Below are 16,473 nucleotides of genomic sequence, written 5' to 3'. Positions count from 1 at the left end.
TCAATTTTTCTCGAAATTTTATCTCTATAGTTACGAAGTTACGTGTACGTATTACGATAGTAAACTACAATAAAAATCACTTAAAAGAATAAAAAATAGAAAGCTACCGTTATAAACGTATGCAATATACTTAGGACGATCATCAAAAAAAAATCTCTACATTGATTCTTTTCAAAATTACAACTACATAATTAAACAGATTAAAAGAGCAGAATATATTTTTTTCTTCCTTACCCCTATCATATCTACTATTTTAAACTTTAAATTAACTATAAAATTTCCTATTGAAAATTTCTTTATAAATAATTGCATGACAAATTTCCTCTGTTGTAAAAACAAAAGAAATATCATTCTGTTCATCTGTCTCCATACATATGGTATCATTTGTATGAAATTTTTTGAGGCTAGTTGTTTTCGAAGCTTTTTCTTGTATCATATTTTTCCTTTTTTGTACATTCTTGATAATCAATTTTTTAGTAGAATATATTTCTTTTTCACTTTTATTTCCTGGCAAATTTTTCTTCATTTTTTATAGTTGTTTTTACTGAACTAAAAACAACTATAAAAAATTAGTAACGGAATACAATTACCCCCAATTTATAAACATTTTAACTTAAAATTAAAACTAATTTTCGGTCAATTTTCGAATAAAATTTTCAAAGTTTTTACTAATATAAAAAGCACATCCGAATATAATTATTTTTTATATCATAAAAAATAATACATAAAATTTATATTTTTAGTTAAAAATCATTTAAATCTCCGCTGATTATGTTTGAAAGAAAATTTTCAACTAACAACAATATTCGAAAAATTTTTATTGAAACCTATGGATGCCAAATGAATATTTCTGATAGCGAAATTGTAAGAGCTATTATGCAAATGGATAATTTCGAATCTACCAAAAACATTTTAGAAGCCGATATTATTTTAATAAATACTTGTTCCATTAGAGAAAATGCAGAAAAAAAAGTTTTCTATCGATTGCAATACTTCCAATCATTAAAGGAGAAAAAGAATCAGCTTATCATTGGTGTATTAGGTTGTATGGCAGAACGAATAAAGGAAACACTGATACAAAAATATCACGCAGATTTAGTGGTTGGCCCGGATTCTTACTTAGATTTACCCAATTTAATAAAAACCGTTGAAAACGGTTCAAAAGCTATTAACGTAGATTTATCATCTACTGAAACTTATAAAAGTATCATCCCATTAAAATTTTCAGAAATTAAAATTTCTAGCTTTATTCCTATTATGAGAGGATGCAATAACTTTTGTTCCTATTGCATTGTTCCTTATACTCGAGGGAGAGAAAGAAGTCGTGATTTAGAAAGTATTTTGAATGAGCTACAAGTTTTAAAGAAACAAGGATATAAAGAGGTAACACTCTTGGGACAAAATGTAAATTCCTACTTTTATAAAAATAAAAGTATTATCAATTTTTCTAATTTATTGAAAATAATAGCTTCTACCGCACCTGAAATGCGTATTCGTTTTATTACTTCTCATCCAAAAGATATGAGTGACGAAATTTTAAGTATAATAGCTAAATACGATAATATCTGCAAACATATTCATCTCCCAGTCCAATCTGGGAGTTCCAAAATCTTAAAGGCTATGAATCGAAAATACACTCGTGAATGGTATTTGCAAAGAATAGAATCCATTAGAAAGATTATTCCAGAGGCTAGTATTTCTACAGATTTATTTTGCGGGTTCCCTTCCGAAACGGAAGAAGATCATAAAAAAACCCTTTCTCTTATGAAAGAAGTCTGTTTTGATTCTGCATTTATGTTTAAATATTCAGAACGTCCGAAAACTTATGCCTATTATCACTTATCCGATGATATTTCAGAAGAAATAAAAACCAAACGTCTAAATGAAATTATTGCTTTGCAGTTGGAAATATCTCTTATTCAAAACAAAAAAGATATCGGAAAAACAATGGAAATACTAGTAGAAGGGGTTTCTAAGCGTTCTCATGAGCAATTATTTGGGAGAACTTCACAAAATAAAATTGTTATATTTGATAAAAAAAATCACTATACAGGTGAAAAGATACTAGTTGAAATAAAAAACGCTTCTGCTACTACTTTATTTGGGAATTCAATACAATAACTCACCCTTATTGTGTGACCGCGACAGGATTCAAACCTGTAGCCAGCTGATCCGTAGTCAGCTACTCTATTCAATTGAGCTACGCGGCCATTTGTTCAAAACAAGTAAACCTGCAAAGGTAATCTTATTCTTGATACTTCGATTATTTATTGTGACGATTATATTCACTTCAAAAAGTAATGATGAACATAATCTGTTTTTACAAAAAAACCACACACATTTTCTCAGACAAGAAAATATGTGTTTTACATCAAAAACAAAATTCAAGAAAGTAAAAAGTTTTTTTTTACTTATATAGTATATCAATTTTTCTTTTATACTAGAAGGCCTTATACCTGTCTCAGAAAAAATGAACAAGCATACAGCTTCAATTCGCCACAAGTATGAATTATGCTGTACATTTTTATGTGAAATTTAGTCCATTCCAGAGCACTGATACATATATCTTCTTTCCCCTTAAAAAAAATATCCAAATAATCAATTGCAAAAACAATCGTCTGAAAGCGATTGTTTTTCATTTTTTTTGCGTTACCGCCTGTGAATTATATCTAACATAATGATATTGAGTAAAATTAATATATTTTATTTTATTAGCATAATAAAATAAAATCGGAACAATTGCTAAATCATCTACTCCAGAAGTATTTTCAGGAAAACGTAAAGTGTATAAATCAAATATTTTTTTTATATAGGCGTGACCAAAGCTCAATTGAGACATTTAATTTTAATATTTCAATCAAATACCTTTGTTTATTTACTATTGCCTTATTTTTAAAAATGTAATGATGATATCTATATTGGTATAGATGGTTGGAATAAACGATATCGGCATTTTCTTTATTTGCTTCATCATAAAAGATTTCTAATGCATTATTATCTAAATAATAATCTTGGTCAATGAAGAAAATATACTTAGCTAAAGCATTATTTATACCTGTATTTCTCGCAGAAGCAACATCACTATTTTGTTTATGATGAATAGTCTTTAGAAAAGGTTTTCTTTCAGGACATAATTTTATTAGTTTTTCTAGTAAAAATACACTCTCATCTCGCGTATAATCATTAACAAAAATAAATTTAATATTGTTGATAGTTTGTTCAAAAAGAGAACGAACACATTTCTCTAAGAATTTTTCTCCATTATAAATAGGAATAATCAATGATTCCATTTTAATTTTGAAATTAATTTTAGATAATTGCTTAAATTAGTTTTGTGGAAGTCTCGTTTTCTTATTTTTAATTCTCTCACTACTTCTAATGGCCATTTCCAGTTTTGATAAATTCCTTGAGCAATGCCTCGTGCAATTATTGTAGCCCAAATACCTATAAGTGTGTATTGAAAAAACAAAAATAACAAGATAGATGTAACTATCCCAGAGAATAAAGAAGCTTTAAAAAAAGGAACTTCATTTTTTGTCAGAATAATTCCTACCGCATTGGTATGATTTGCTTCAAAAAAACAAATGAACAGAGCAACTATCAAAAAAAAATTAGGTAACAAAGACGTTTTACTCCCTATCCAAGTTAAAGCCCAATTCCCTAAAAACAATAATATTAGGCTTCCAACAATAAATATCAAAAGTGAAAGCAAAATTCCATTTAAATAAAGATGCTTAATAGATTTATTATCTCCTTGCAATCTATATTGAACAATTTGAGGTTGATAGGAGAAGTAATAAACATTTGTTAAAGCTGTAATAATTCCTATTATTTGCATAGTTACCCAGTATGAGGCAATTTCTTTTAACGGAAGATAGAAAGACCCAATAAGAATAACAAGTTGATTAACTAAAAATCCTCCAAGAGAAGTTAATCCAATTTTTATAGCGTTAGGGTAAATAAATTTTAGTATTTTTTTGTACGATTGAGGAGTTACTTTCATAAGTTGATATTTAAAATCAACTGTATAAACTGCTTTATAAGATAAAATTCTCATTGTAAAAACGGATAAAGCTTTTGCGCTAACAATTGCAACAATAAAGTTAAACTGCAATGTTATTAATGCGATAGCAACAATTAAATAAACGGTCTGGCTAATAATAACGATTTGTTTATTGCGTTTAACTAACCCTTTTCCTAGTAATAAAGCATCATAATAAAGTGTATAGAGAGAATATGAAGTAGTAATTATGAGAATAATCCACGCAAGACATATATTTTGTTGATTTCCAGAATATTTTTTTAAAACAGTATAAATGTAGTAGGTTCCTGCTGTTGTCAGTATAAAAAAAAGGACTAATGCTATACGAAAATAAAACAAATGCATAGCATTAATAAGTCCTTTAAATAGACTATAGTCTATTTCTGAAGTATTTTCTATAAGAGAGTATCCCGTTTTTTGTAATGTTTTTGATCCACTGAAAATATAAGAAACATTTCTAGTAAAAGAAGTGCTAAAGCCAAAATCTAATAATCCTGCTAATCCAATAATTGTTAAAAAAACAACCAAAATACCTACTGTTTCTTGAGAAAATGTTCTTAAAATAATAGGAAATAGAATGATGTTATTCCCTATTTGTAGAAATAATGCTAAATAAGTCCAAAATATATCTTTTCCACCAATGTTAATATTTCCCATAATTTTTGTAAACTTTTTCAATACTTATTCCAACAATTTTTAAGGTAAAAATATTTCAAAAAAAAATAGAAACTTTTTCAGAAAGAAGGAAGTAAAAAAACAAAAATGTATTTCCTAAAAAAAATCATCAAATGAAAAAATATATAAAATTGCGAATAGAAAATACAAATATTACTTATTTTTGTTTGAATATTTACGATTAAATCATCTTTAAATTTGTAAAAAATACAGATATTTGTATTTATTGAATTAAAATGAATAGTATGGAGAAAAGTGCTTTGCAGATTGTTCGTGCCTCTTATAACCCAAAAATTCCAAAAATACTGAGAGGAATAACAAAAATTCAAGAAGGGAACCCTACTGAGTCTGTTTCCAACCAGGAAGAAATTAAAAAATTATTTCCTAACACCTACGGATTGCCGATTATACAGTTTGTAGAAGGTTCTACAAAAGAACAGTATCATCCTGTTAATGTAGGCGTTATTCTTTCAGGAGGACAAGCTCCGGGTGGTCACAATGTAATTGCTGGACTCTTTGACGGAATTAAAAATATGAATTCCACTAATTGTTTGTATGGATTTTTGATGGGTTCCTCAGGACTAATTGAACATAAATATAAAGAACTTACATCAGACATTATAGATGAGTATCGTAATGTTGGAGGGTTTGATATTATTGGTTCAGGACGTGCAAAATTAGAAACTAAGGAACAATTCAATAAAGGATTAGAAATTCTAAAAAAATTAAATATTTCAGCATTAGTAATTATTGGAGGAGATGATTCCAACACGAATGCCTGTATTTTATCCGAATATTACAAACAAATCAATGCAAATATCCAAGTAATTGGATGCCCAAAAACTATTGATGGAGATCTAAAAAATGAAATGATTGAAACTTCTTTTGGTTTTGATACAGCTTGTAAGGTCTATTCAGAGATGATTGGAAATATTCAACGAGACTGCAATTCATCTCGTAAATATTGGCATTTTATCAAGCTAATGGGACGGTCGGCTTCTCATATTGCATTGGAATGTGCTTTGCAAGCACACCCCAATATATGCATCATTTCGGAAGAAGTTGAAGCCAAAAATCAATCTCTCGATGATATTGTCCAGTATATTGCTGATATTGTATCAATAAGAGCTGCTAATGGTAATAATTTCGGAACAGTATTAATTCCAGAAGGGTTAGTGGAATTTATTCCTACGATAAAGAATTTAATTAGTGAATTGAACGAATATTTGGTTCATTTTGAATCGAAATTTCAACATATTGATCGTTTAAGGAAACAAGAGCATATTATTAATAATTTAAGTCCTGAAAATGCAAAAATTTATAATAGCCTACCAGAAACTGTAGCTCATCAGCTAACACTTGAGAGGGATCCTCATGGTAATGTGATGGTTTCTTTAATTGAAACGGAAAAATTATTGGCAGAAATGGTAAAAAAACGTCTAGTAGAAATGACTTTAGCAGGAAAATATAATGGAAAGTTTGTAGCTATGACTCATTTTTTTGGATATGAGGGACGTTGTGCCGATCCATCCAATTATGATGCAAATTATTGTTATTCTTTGGGTTATACAGCGGCTAAGTTGATTGGTAACGGGAAAACTGGGTATATGTCATCTATTAGAAATACTATTGCTCCTACATCAGAATGGATTGCAGGTGGAATTCCAATTACCATGATGATGAATATGGAGCGTCGTCATGGGGAAATAAAACCTGTTATTCAAAAAGCACTAGTGAAATTTGATAAAGCTCCTTTTCGTATATTTGCATCTCAACGCGACAAATGGGCAATTGATACGAATTATATCTATCCGGGTCCCATTCAATATTTTGGACCTAGTTTAGTCTGTGATCAACCGTCAAAAACTCTACAAATTGAAAAAACTAATATAGTTGATAAAAGTCATAGTTGAGTTTTTTTTAGTAAAAACCCATTTTTTATATTTATACATTATAATTTCAAATTCAACATAATTTTTAGAAAAGTTAACATACTTATCCATTGCAATTTTAAATATTAAAAATTGCAATGGGTAGATACGTCTTTGTAACCATCTACAAAGATGTCCATAGTAATTAGTTTTTGATTCAAAATAAAGCTCTTATCTAATTTTTTAGATTGTTCCAACACATGTAACGATAACATTTTATGTGTAATTTTTATACAAAAATGAAAAAAATTTCATTTTAAAACGAAGGGATAAGAAATTTTTGAATACTATTCATAAGTTATAGGTTTATACTATAAATTCACAAATGCACTATAAAATGATTTATATATAAAAATATGTAATCTAGAGTAGTATATGAAAAGGGAAAAAGCTAAAAAGATTATTTTTGTCTTTTAGAATTAAGTAAAAGGCAAGAGCTTACATCGTAATGTAGCTATGTGAACAAAATTACAATGCTTTCACAGATTATATTACAGACAGTTTTACTCAGTTTAATCAAAAATTTTATATCTTCTAAATTATACTTATTAGTTCCAATCGCATATTTTTTGTGCATAAAAATTTCTAAACATAGAAAGTAAATTACTCTATAGTTTAATTAAATTCGGATAAAATATATGAATAATCTAGTTGACCGTTTCTTAAAATACACATCCTTTGATACCCAATCGAGTGAATTTTCTGTTGATACTCCAAGTACTCCTAAACAAATGGATTTGGCATTAGAATTGAAAAAAGAAATAGAAAAAATGAAGTTACAGGAAATTAGTTTAGACAAGCACGCTTATTTAATGGCTTCTCTACCAGCTAATATTAATAAACCAATCCCTACAATTGGTTTTATTGCTCACTTAGATACTAGTCCAGATATGCCTGGTAATAATATAAAACCTCGTATTGTACAGAATTACAATGGGAAAGATATTGTTCTTAACGAGAAGAACAATATTGTTCTTTCTCCAAAGATATTCCCTGAGTTACTGCAATATGTAGGAGAAGACCTTATCACTACAGACGGAACTTCTCTTTTAGGCGCTGATGATAAAGCCGGCATTGCGGAAATTATGACAACTATTCAATACCTAATAGACCATCCTGAAATCAAACATGGAAAGGTTCGAATTGCTTTTAGTCCAGACGAAGAGATTGGCAAAGGCACTTCTTTTTTCGACATCAAAAAATTCGATTGTGAATGGGCATACACGGTAGATGGAGGTGAAATCGGGGAATTTTCATACGAAACTTTCAATGCAGCTATTGTTAAAGTAAGCATTAAAGGATTGCATATCCATCCAGGATATGCAAAAAACAAAATGATTAATGCAAATTTAATTGCAGTTCAATTTATTGGAATGCTTCCTCAGCAAGAGCGACCAGAGTATACAGAAAATTATGAAGGATTTTTTCATTTAACAAAAATAAATGGAACAATAGAAGAAACTATTTTATCTTTTGATGTTCGAGACTATAATCAGAATAAACTTGAACAACGATTAAAACTCTTTCAGAATATAACTGATTTTTTAAATAAAATTTACAAAAAAGATACAGTCAAATTAGAATTTAAACAAATATATTATAATTTGCTCGAATTTATAGAGCCACAAAAACATATTACAGAATTGGCAAAAAATGCCATGAAAGAATCAGGTGTGATTCCTATAATTCGTGCAATTCGTGGTTGTACAGATGGTTCAGTACTTTCATTTAAGGGATTACCTTGTCCAAATATTTTTACTGGAGGTTTAAATTTTCACGGAAAGTATGAGTACATCCCTGTTCGATCTATGGAAAAAGCAGTAGAAGTTCTCGTAAATATAATCAAATTAAATACACAGAAACTATGTAGTGGTGAAAATGCTAACAACAAATAAATTATATATAGTTCCTACACCTATTGGGAATCTGGAGGACATTACTTTCAGAGCAGTAAGGATACTGAAAAAAGTAAATTTAATTTTTTCCGAAGACACTCGTATAACAAATTTTTTATTAAATCATTTTGAAATAAAAAATCAAATTAGATCTTTTCATAAGTTTAATGAATATAAAACAGTTAAAAAAATTGTATGGCAAATAAAAACAGGGAAAAATGTTGCTTTAACTTCAAATGCTGGTATGCCAGGAATTTCTGATCCAGGTTTTTTATTAATAAAAGAATGTATCCAACAAGGAATTAAAGTTGAATGTTTGCCAGGAGCAACTGCTTTTGTTCCTGCATTAATAAATTCCGGATTGCCAATTGATCATTTCCGTTTCGAAGGATTTTTACCCAGAAAAAAGGGTAGACAAGCAAAATTTAAAGAATTGGCAAGTGAAACTTGTACAATAGTAATCTACGAATCTCCTTTCCGCATAATGAAAACATTAAAACAGTTAGCAGAATATTTAGGAGAGGAGAGAGCAGCTTCTATATCTAGAGAGATATCTAAATTGTATGAAGAAACTATACGAGGAACATTGAAGGATTTAATTTCCCATTTTATTACAAACAAGCCTAAAGGTGAATTTGTTGTAGTAGTAGGTGGAAAAAATCATAAAGAAAAAACATACATAAAACTTTTTTAATTTTTTTCAAAATTTAGAACTTAAAAAATGAGTAAAATAAAATTCTTTCAGAAATTCAAATATCCTAATTAGAAGTTACAATTCTTCCAATCATCACTAATACAGATGTATGTTTCTTGTTTTTTTTTGTTTAACCATTCAGTGAAAATTTGATTTTGCTTCTCATATTCTAATTTTTTTTTAAAAACATAATAATCGTTTGTAAGATTGGCTTTATGCCCTTCAATCCTTGATTTTAGTTTAATAATCGAGACAACTTGTTTTTTTTTGGAATTAATCATAGTAAATGGTTTAGATATATCCCCAACTTTCATCTCACAAATAATTTTGCTGATTTCAGGAGGCAATTCTCCTATTCCAAAATGAGAAGTACCTATGCGTTCTGTTTCTATTTGACTATTATAATTTACCATCAACCCTTTATTATTACGAGTATCTTTATCTTGTGATACATTTATAACTTCTTCCTCAAACGTAGTTTCCCTACTTAATATATTTGTTCGAATTGAGTCGAGATAACAAAAAGTTTTTAAAATCTCATTTTTAGAAAGATGAGGTTTTAAAAGAATATGACGAACATTGATGCGATCTCCTTTTTTTTCTATTAACTGAATAATATGGTAACCGTATTCTGTTTTTACAATTTTAGAATTTTCTTTTGAGTTATTTAGTTCAAATGCTACTTCTGCAAATTCAGGATCCAAATCACCTCTACAAATAAATCCTAATTCTCCTCCATTTTTTGCTGACTCAATATCCTCAGAATAAAGACGTGCTAAAGTCGAAAATTCTCTTTGTCCAAAACTAACTAATTCGGTATACTTCATTAATCTCTTCTTAATGCTATCTATTTCTTCCGAAGCAGCAATTGGCTCCAATGTTATGATTTCTATCTCTACAGTAGTAGGAATAAAGGGCAAACTATCTTGCGAAATTTTTTTGTAAAAATTTCTAACATCAGAAGGTGTCACTTTTATATTATTAATCAATCTATGCTGCATTGCTTGAATCATTATAGCTTGTTTTCTTTCTTCAAGTAAAACACCGATGGACTTACCAAAATCTTCTTCCATTTTTTCCTTAGACCCTATTTGTTTAATTTCATGGTTAATCCATGATTCTGCCATTTGGGAGATTTGTGATCCATGAACGTCGATACTATCTAGTTTTGCTTGATGTAAATATAATTTTTGAATAATCAATTGTTTTAGAATAAAACAATAAGGATCAGCTTCCATATTTTGATTATTCATTTGCATTTGCAAACGTATATTTTCTACATCAGAAAGAAGAATTACCTCATCTCCTACTGTCAAAATAACTTCATCTATTATATTATTTTTTGTATTTATTAATTCTGAAGAGACTAATATCAAAAATATCGTCAAAAAATACAATCTCATAATAAATTAAAATAAAGAATCTTGTTTAAATTTGTTTAATCATCATTAGTCAATAAGATACTTATTATTAATAATAAAGACCTTACTTTTCTTGAAAGAAAAGTAAGGTCTAATTTCATTTTTATATTTTTTATAATATTTACACATTTTCGAATTTTACATATTTAATATGTACACTTCTAGAAACATAATTTCTGTTTCTATCTCTACTAAATAGTATTCAAAGACAACATCATTAACGTCAATAGTCATTAATGCTAATCCATTAAATGAATAGCTAGTTAAGCTACATCCGAAAATTAATAATTAATTTCAAAAACATTATAATAATGCTAATACAATTTTCACAGTAAATAGATATATTCATATCTATTTAGATAGGTCAGTGAACTTTATACGAACTGTTTGGAAAACTTTGTATAAAAATCATGTATCTCTGATTGTACAGTTTGTTATCAGTTCGATAGAGTATTCAAAATAACAATTCAATAGTCTTAGGCTAATCAACTATGCTAAATAAGACAAATAGATTGTCTATTCAAGTGTACTGCGAAGAAAAATAGTACTATTAATTTTAGTTACTCCAATCATTCCATCTATAATTCTCGCACTAACACAAGCTTCTCTTGTATAACCACTACCTTGGTAAATCATAAACAGAGACTTATCATTATAGATAATATCTATAATGACTTATAAAAAATATTATCCTGAATCTTTGTAAAGATTTATTTTTTTATTATTTCTTCTCTTTTCGTAATGTCCATTCAACATTTTCTTTTTCAATCCTTCTATTTATACTTATTTTATTATAAATGAATTATTCTACTAGTTTATTTTAAAATGATCTAAATAAATTCTATTAAATTCAACATTTTTAGTAAAAACTTATTCAGATAAACAGATAAACACTATTTAGTGTATAAAACTGTCTAATAGCATTAGTATCTTTTTCCTTAATATTTTTTAAATTTAAAACTGTAAATAAAATTATCAAAATAATGGACATAAATAATAAATTAAAATTTGAAACATTACAAATTCATGCAGGACAAAAAGTAGATAAAACGACACACGCTCGTGCATTACCTATTTACCAAACATCTTCCTATCTTTTTGAAGATGCAAAAGATGGTGCAGATCTTTTTGGGTTACGTAAATTTGGAAATATTTATACTCGTCTGCAAAATCCAACTACCGATGTTTTTGAAAAACGAATAGCGGCATTAGAGGGTGGAGTAAGTGGATTGGCAACTTCTTCAGGACAAGCTGCTCAATTTATTGCACTAAACAATATATTACAGGTAGGAGACAATTTAGTAAGTACTTCCCACTTATATGGTGGAACATATAACCAATTTAAGTCTCAATTTAAACGTTTAGGTATAGAAGTACGTTTTAGTCCCAATGATAACCCAACAGAATTTGAAAAGCGAATAGATGAAAACACTAAAGCTATTTATTTGGAAACAATTGGGAATCCAAAACTCAATATCCCGGACTTTGATGCAATTGCTTCTATAGCAATTGCATACGACATTCCTCTTATTGTAGATAATACGTTTGGAGCAGGAGGATACTTATTTAGACCAATTGAGCACGGAGCTTCCGTTGTAATTCATTCTGCCACAAAATGGATAGGAGGGCATGGAACATCTATTGGCGGTGTAATTGTCGACAGTGGAACATTCAATTGGGGAAATGGGAAATTTCCTAATTTCACAGAACCTTCAGATAGTTATCACGGGTTGATATTTTGGGATGCATTTGGATCAAACAGTCCTTTTGGTAATATTGCATTCAATGTACGTGCTCGAGTAGAAGGGCTTCGAGATTGGGGCAGTGTAATTAGTCCGTTTAATTCTTTTCTTCTTGTTCAAGGACTTGAAACGTTATCTCTTCGTGTAGAACGCCATATCCAAAATACACAAATATTAGCAGAATGGCTTAAGCAACATTCTAAAATAGAATATGTAAATTATCCAGGTCTAAAAAGTAGTAAATACTATAAATTAGCTAAAAAATATTTTCCGAAAGGAGCGGGAGCAGTACTTACCTTCAAAATTAAGGGAGATCCTTCCAACGCAAATAAACTGATTGATAATGTAAAACTACTTAGTCACCTGGCTAATGTTGGGGATGCTAAATCTTTAATAATTCATCCAGCTGCGACCACTCACGAACAACTTTCTCCAGAAGAACAAAAATCTACGGGAGTAGAACCTGGGTTATTACGTATTTCAGTAGGTATTGAAAATATTGAAGATATAAAAGATGATATTCATCAAGCATTAAATAAAATCAAATAGATTAATATATTTTTAATTATCTTTTATTTACAATAAAAACTTTTGTAAACCATGAAGCCTACATTACTTGTTTTAGCAGCTGGGATGGGAAGTCGTTACGGAGGATTAAAGCAATTAGATGGAGTAGGTCCAAATGGAGAAACCATTATGGATTATTCGATTTTCGATGCTGTAAGAAGTGGATTTGGAAAAGTTGTTTTTATTATCAGAGAATCTTTTTTAAAGAGATTTAGTGAAATTTTGAAAAAATATAGATATATAGTGCCAACTGAGATTGTTTTTCAATCCTTGTATAAACTTCCAAAAGGATTCTCACCACATACAAAAAGAATTAACCCATGGGGAACCAACCACGCTGTTATGATGGGAAAAGAAAAAATACATGAACCATTTGCTGTAATTAATTCAGACGATTTTTATGGAAAAGATAGTTTTAAACTATTGTCCAATTGCTTAAAACTTATCGATAAAAAACAAAACAATTATGTTATGATTAGTTATAAACTAGGAAACACATTACCGGAAATTGGTTCTGTAGCACGAGGTATTTGTGAAACAGACGAAAATAGTTTTTTAAGTTTCATTACAGAATGCACCTGCATCTTTCGTGATAACGATAGAAAGATAAAGTACAAAGATAATAAAAATAATTGGATCACTCTAGATGAAAAAACTCCTGTTTCTATGAATATGTGGGGGTTCACACCTGAATATTTCAATTATTCAGAAAACTTATTTGTTGATTTTCTGAATAAAAATCAGAATAGTCTTAAAACCGAATTTTTCATTCCATTTGTAGTCAATCAATTAATTATGAAAAAACAAGCTAAAGTGAAAACATTGGAGACACCATCCCAATGGTTTGGGATAACTCATTTGGAGGATAGAAAATTAGCGGTTTCTAAAATTCAAGATTTAATAAAAAAAGGAGAATATCCTGAAAAATTATTTCAATAATCTTTCTAGATTTAATATCTTGTTTAATACTCTACAGATACATAGATTCAAAAAAAAGATGAAAAATATTTTAGTTTTATAATATAACATCTTCCCTTTCGTCACTTCGTCACATAAACGATTCCGATTTTCAAAAATCGGCGATCTCAGTACTTTTATAAAAAATGTTGAAATTGATAGTAACATACTTTGGATCAATTCAGTAGTCTCTAAGTTACTATAAATATCCCCATTTATCTATATTTTTTGAAAAAATCCAATCCTAGCTAGCCAACATATAAGTTCTTTCACTTAACTAATTAACTAATTAACTAATTAACTAAAATAATCTACAAGAAGTTACAGTCCATTTATGTTATGTAATAAGGAATATTATGAACAATCACTTATAAAGTGATATTGTTCTTTTGTTTTTCTAAACAATCAAATAAATAGCACAAATAATAGAAAATATTTGTTCGAAACAATCTACAATTATTATCTTTTTCTATATATAACATATAAATATATTTGAATAACTTTGAGACGTACTTTGTAATATGCATCATAAAGCATGTAATAGTTTTGTAAATCAGTTTAATTATGGCAATTATAAAACCTTTCAAGGGTATTCGTCCTCCTAAAAAATACGTAATAGAAGTAGCATCTTTCCCTTATGACGTTTTGAATTCAGAAGAGGCTCGTGAAGAAGCAAAAGGCAATGAGAAATCACTTTACCATATTACTAAACCAGAAATAGATTACCCTATAGGAAAAAATGAACATGATGCTGATGTATATAATAAAGCCGTTGAAAATTTCAATAAGTTTCAGAACAAAGGATGGTTAATACAAGACAGTAAAGAATTATACTACATTTATGCTCAAACGATGAATGGACATACCCAGTATGGATTGGTAGTAGGTTCTCATGTAAATGATTATTTAAGTGGAGTAATCAAAAAGCACGAACTGACTCGTAAAGACAAAGAAGAAGACCGTATGAAACACGTTCGTATTAACAATGCTAATATAGAGCCGGTCTTTTTCGCATATCCAGATAATCCACAATTAGATATCATTGTTAAAGAAACAGTAAAAAAAACACCTGAATACGATTTTTTATCTTCTGATGGTATTGGACACCATTTTTGGATAATTGAAAATGATACAACTATTCAAAAGATTACTCATTTATTTAAAAAAATACCTTATTTATACATTGCTGATGGGCACCATCGTTCAGCAGCAGCAGCTTTAGTTGGAATAGAAAAAGCTAATCAAAACCAAAATCATACAGGAAAAGAAGAGTACAATTATTTTATGGCAGTTTGTTTCCCTGCTAGTCAATTGACAATTATGGATTATAATCGTCTCGTGAAAGATTTGAATGGACTAACTCCTATAGAATTTCTCAACACACTTTCTACAAATTTTCACATCACAGATAAAGGGAAAAATATTTATCATCCCCAAAGGTTACACAATTTTTCTATATATTTAAATAAACATTGGTATTCGTTAGATGCTAAACAAGGAACTTATGATAACAATAACCCAATAGATATTTTAGATGTTACCATCTCGTCTAGTTTAATATTAGATAGAATATTAGGAATGAAGGATCTTCGTACTGAACAACGTATTGATTTTGTTGGCGGATTACGTGGTTTAGAAGAATTAAAAAAAAGAGTAGATGTAGGAGAAATGGCAGCAGCTTTAGCTCTGTATCCTGTTTCTATGAAACAATTGATTGATATTGCCGATATTGGTAGCATTATGCCTCCAAAAACAACTTGGTTTGAACCTAAATTGCGATCGGGGTTAATTATTCATAAAATTGATTGATGTTTATAACTCGATTTAATCGAGTTATAAACATCAATCAATTGACTTTCACAGTCAAATTCAAGTTAGTCTCTGTAGCTCAGTTGGTAGAGCAAATGACTCTTAATCATTGGGTCCAGGGTTCGAATCCCTGCGGGGACACTAGTTTAAAGGGGAGAAAATCATTCAATTTTTCTTTCATCTTCTCTTTTTTACCTAAATTTTCCTATTTAAAACTCCGTAAATGTTTTTAGTATTAATTGTACATCAACTATAGAGAAGTATGTTATAGAACATACTTCTCTATAGTTGATGATTTTGATCCAATCTATTCTATCTATAGTTACTTTGTGATCTGAAAAAAAATAATTTAGAAAAAAGTTAAGGGAAACATCTGACAAATTAGATAATTAAATAAACTAATTATGGCTATTATAATATCACTTACTTTTGAAGTAAAATACAAGATAAATATGGAATACATACAATACATATGTACCTTATTAATGTACGTAAAAGTGAATATATAGTTATATACTGCAAGATTCAAAGAGGAATTACGAACACTTGCAAAGCTAGTTTATTGCAACAGATTATAAAAAAAAAGTGGCTTTAAACTATCTTAATAAAACAATATTGATGTCAGATTCATTTATTTTGAAGTTAGAAAATTTTTAACCCATTCACAAATATTGTAGATAAATATTATAAAAAAAGGTAAACATTTTTTTATCAATTATGTAAATAATGTTAAAAACATC

General features: G+C 28.8%; 11 protein-coding genes and 2 tRNA genes. 8 read left to right on the top strand and 5 right to left on the bottom strand.

All coding sequences use genetic code 11. The features are described 5' to 3' along the window. Positions 1-265 precede the first annotated feature (265 nt). A complete protein-coding gene (locus ACZ5QM_RS02085) occupies positions 266-526 on the bottom strand; it encodes a hypothetical protein (protein WP_464182332.1) in 261 nt (86 codons plus the stop codon). 245 nt (positions 527-771) lie between these two features. On the opposite strand from ACZ5QM_RS02085, the gene miaB reads away from it, so the two are divergent. Continuing rightward, positions 772-2,121, top strand: a complete 1,350-nt coding sequence (gene miaB / locus ACZ5QM_RS02080; RefSeq protein ID WP_464182331.1) for a tRNA (N6-isopentenyl adenosine(37)-C2)-methylthiotransferase MiaB — start codon at positions 772-774, stop codon at positions 2,119-2,121. Positions 2,122-2,136: 15 nt separating this feature from the next. Here miaB and ACZ5QM_RS02075 read toward each other — a convergent pair. The 3 genes from ACZ5QM_RS02075 to wzx form a co-directional block, all read right to left on the bottom strand. Then, positions 2,137-2,210 (bottom strand) — tRNA-Arg (locus ACZ5QM_RS02075). 582 nt (positions 2,211-2,792) lie between these two features. After that, positions 2,793-3,290, bottom strand: a complete 498-nt coding sequence (locus ACZ5QM_RS02070; RefSeq protein WP_464202989.1) for a glycosyltransferase family 2 protein — start codon at positions 3,288-3,290, stop codon at positions 2,793-2,795. Continuing rightward, positions 3,278-4,699, bottom strand: a complete 1,422-nt coding sequence (gene wzx / locus ACZ5QM_RS02065) for an O-unit flippase-like protein (protein WP_464182329.1) — start codon at positions 4,697-4,699, stop codon at positions 3,278-3,280. The genes ACZ5QM_RS02070 and wzx overlap by 13 nt, the downstream gene beginning before the upstream one ends. A gap of 263 nt (positions 4,700-4,962) precedes the next feature. On the opposite strand from wzx, the gene ACZ5QM_RS02060 reads away from it, so the two are divergent. The 3 genes from ACZ5QM_RS02060 (at position 4,963) to rsmI (ending at position 9,237) form a co-directional block, all read left to right on the top strand. After that, positions 4,963-6,630: a diphosphate--fructose-6-phosphate 1-phosphotransferase gene (locus tag ACZ5QM_RS02060; RefSeq protein WP_464182328.1), complete on the top strand. Its 1,668-nt coding sequence runs from the start codon at positions 4,963-4,965 to the stop codon at positions 6,628-6,630. A gap of 656 nt (positions 6,631-7,286) precedes the next feature. After that, positions 7,287-8,543, top strand: coding sequence for a peptidase T (pepT, locus tag ACZ5QM_RS02055; RefSeq protein ID WP_464182326.1), 1,257 nt, complete (start codon positions 7,287-7,289; stop codon positions 8,541-8,543). Next, entirely contained in the window at positions 8,527-9,237 is a 711-nt protein-coding gene (gene rsmI / locus ACZ5QM_RS02050) for a 16S rRNA (cytidine(1402)-2'-O)-methyltransferase (protein WP_464182325.1), read from the top strand. Before pepT ends, rsmI begins: the two co-directional genes overlap by 17 nt. A 68-nt stretch (positions 9,238-9,305) precedes the next feature. Here rsmI and ACZ5QM_RS02045 read toward each other — a convergent pair whose 3' ends face one another. Next, positions 9,306-10,640 carry a peptidylprolyl isomerase gene (locus tag ACZ5QM_RS02045; protein ID WP_464183307.1) on the bottom strand — a complete coding sequence of 445 codons (1,335 nt, stop codon included), beginning with the start codon at positions 10,638-10,640 and terminating at the stop codon, positions 9,306-9,308. Between the two features lie 1,001 nt (positions 10,641-11,641). Between ACZ5QM_RS02045 and ACZ5QM_RS02040 the strand changes: the two genes are divergently transcribed. The 4 genes from ACZ5QM_RS02040 to ACZ5QM_RS02025 all read left to right on the top strand — a co-directional run bounded on the left by ACZ5QM_RS02040 (position 11,642) and on the right by ACZ5QM_RS02025 (position 15,874). Further along, complete coding sequence (locus ACZ5QM_RS02040; RefSeq protein WP_464183306.1) at positions 11,642-12,949, top strand: O-acetylhomoserine aminocarboxypropyltransferase/cysteine synthase family protein; 1,308 nt, start codon at positions 11,642-11,644, stop codon at positions 12,947-12,949. Between the two features lie 51 nt (positions 12,950-13,000). Beyond that, positions 13,001-13,906 (top strand): nucleotidyltransferase, encoded by a 906-nt coding sequence (locus ACZ5QM_RS02035; RefSeq protein WP_464183303.1) that lies wholly within the window; start codon positions 13,001-13,003, stop codon positions 13,904-13,906. A 582-nt stretch (positions 13,907-14,488) separates the two neighbouring features. Beyond that, positions 14,489-15,733: a DUF1015 domain-containing protein gene (locus tag ACZ5QM_RS02030; protein ID WP_464183301.1), complete on the top strand. Its 1,245-nt coding sequence runs from the start codon at positions 14,489-14,491 to the stop codon at positions 15,731-15,733. A gap of 68 nt (positions 15,734-15,801) precedes the next feature. Further along, positions 15,802-15,874, top strand: a tRNA-Lys gene (locus ACZ5QM_RS02025). Positions 15,875-16,473: the final 599 nt, after the last annotated feature.

The organism is Azobacteroides sp. (SeqCode), from assembly GCF_055395615.1.
This window is presented reverse-complemented; position numbering and strand designations above follow the sequence as displayed.

Bases quoted from the DNA above. Each gene is read 5' to 3' on its own strand.
- ACZ5QM_RS02085 (WP_464182332.1), bottom strand. From the start codon at position 526: ATGAAGAAAAATTTGCCAGGAAATAAAAGTGAAAAAGAAATATATTCT.
- miaB (WP_464182331.1), top strand. From the start codon at position 772: ATGTTTGAAAGAAAATTTTCAACTAACAACAATATTCGAAAAATTTTT.
- ACZ5QM_RS02070 (WP_464202989.1), bottom strand. From the start codon at position 3,290: ATGGAATCATTGATTATTCCTATTTATAATGGAGAAAAATTCTTAGAG.
- wzx (WP_464182329.1), bottom strand. From the start codon at position 4,699: ATGGGAAATATTAACATTGGTGGAAAAGATATATTTTGGACTTATTTA.
- ACZ5QM_RS02060 (WP_464182328.1), top strand. From the start codon at position 4,963: ATGGAGAAAAGTGCTTTGCAGATTGTTCGTGCCTCTTATAACCCAAAA.
- pepT (WP_464182326.1), top strand. From the start codon at position 7,287: ATGAATAATCTAGTTGACCGTTTCTTAAAATACACATCCTTTGATACC.
- rsmI (WP_464182325.1), top strand. From the start codon at position 8,527: ATGCTAACAACAAATAAATTATATATAGTTCCTACACCTATTGGGAAT.
- ACZ5QM_RS02045 (WP_464183307.1), bottom strand. From the start codon at position 10,640: ATGAGATTGTATTTTTTGACGATATTTTTGATATTAGTCTCTTCAGAA.
- ACZ5QM_RS02040 (WP_464183306.1), top strand. From the start codon at position 11,642: ATGGACATAAATAATAAATTAAAATTTGAAACATTACAAATTCATGCA.
- ACZ5QM_RS02035 (WP_464183303.1), top strand. From the start codon at position 13,001: ATGAAGCCTACATTACTTGTTTTAGCAGCTGGGATGGGAAGTCGTTAC.
- ACZ5QM_RS02030 (WP_464183301.1), top strand. From the start codon at position 14,489: ATGGCAATTATAAAACCTTTCAAGGGTATTCGTCCTCCTAAAAAATAC.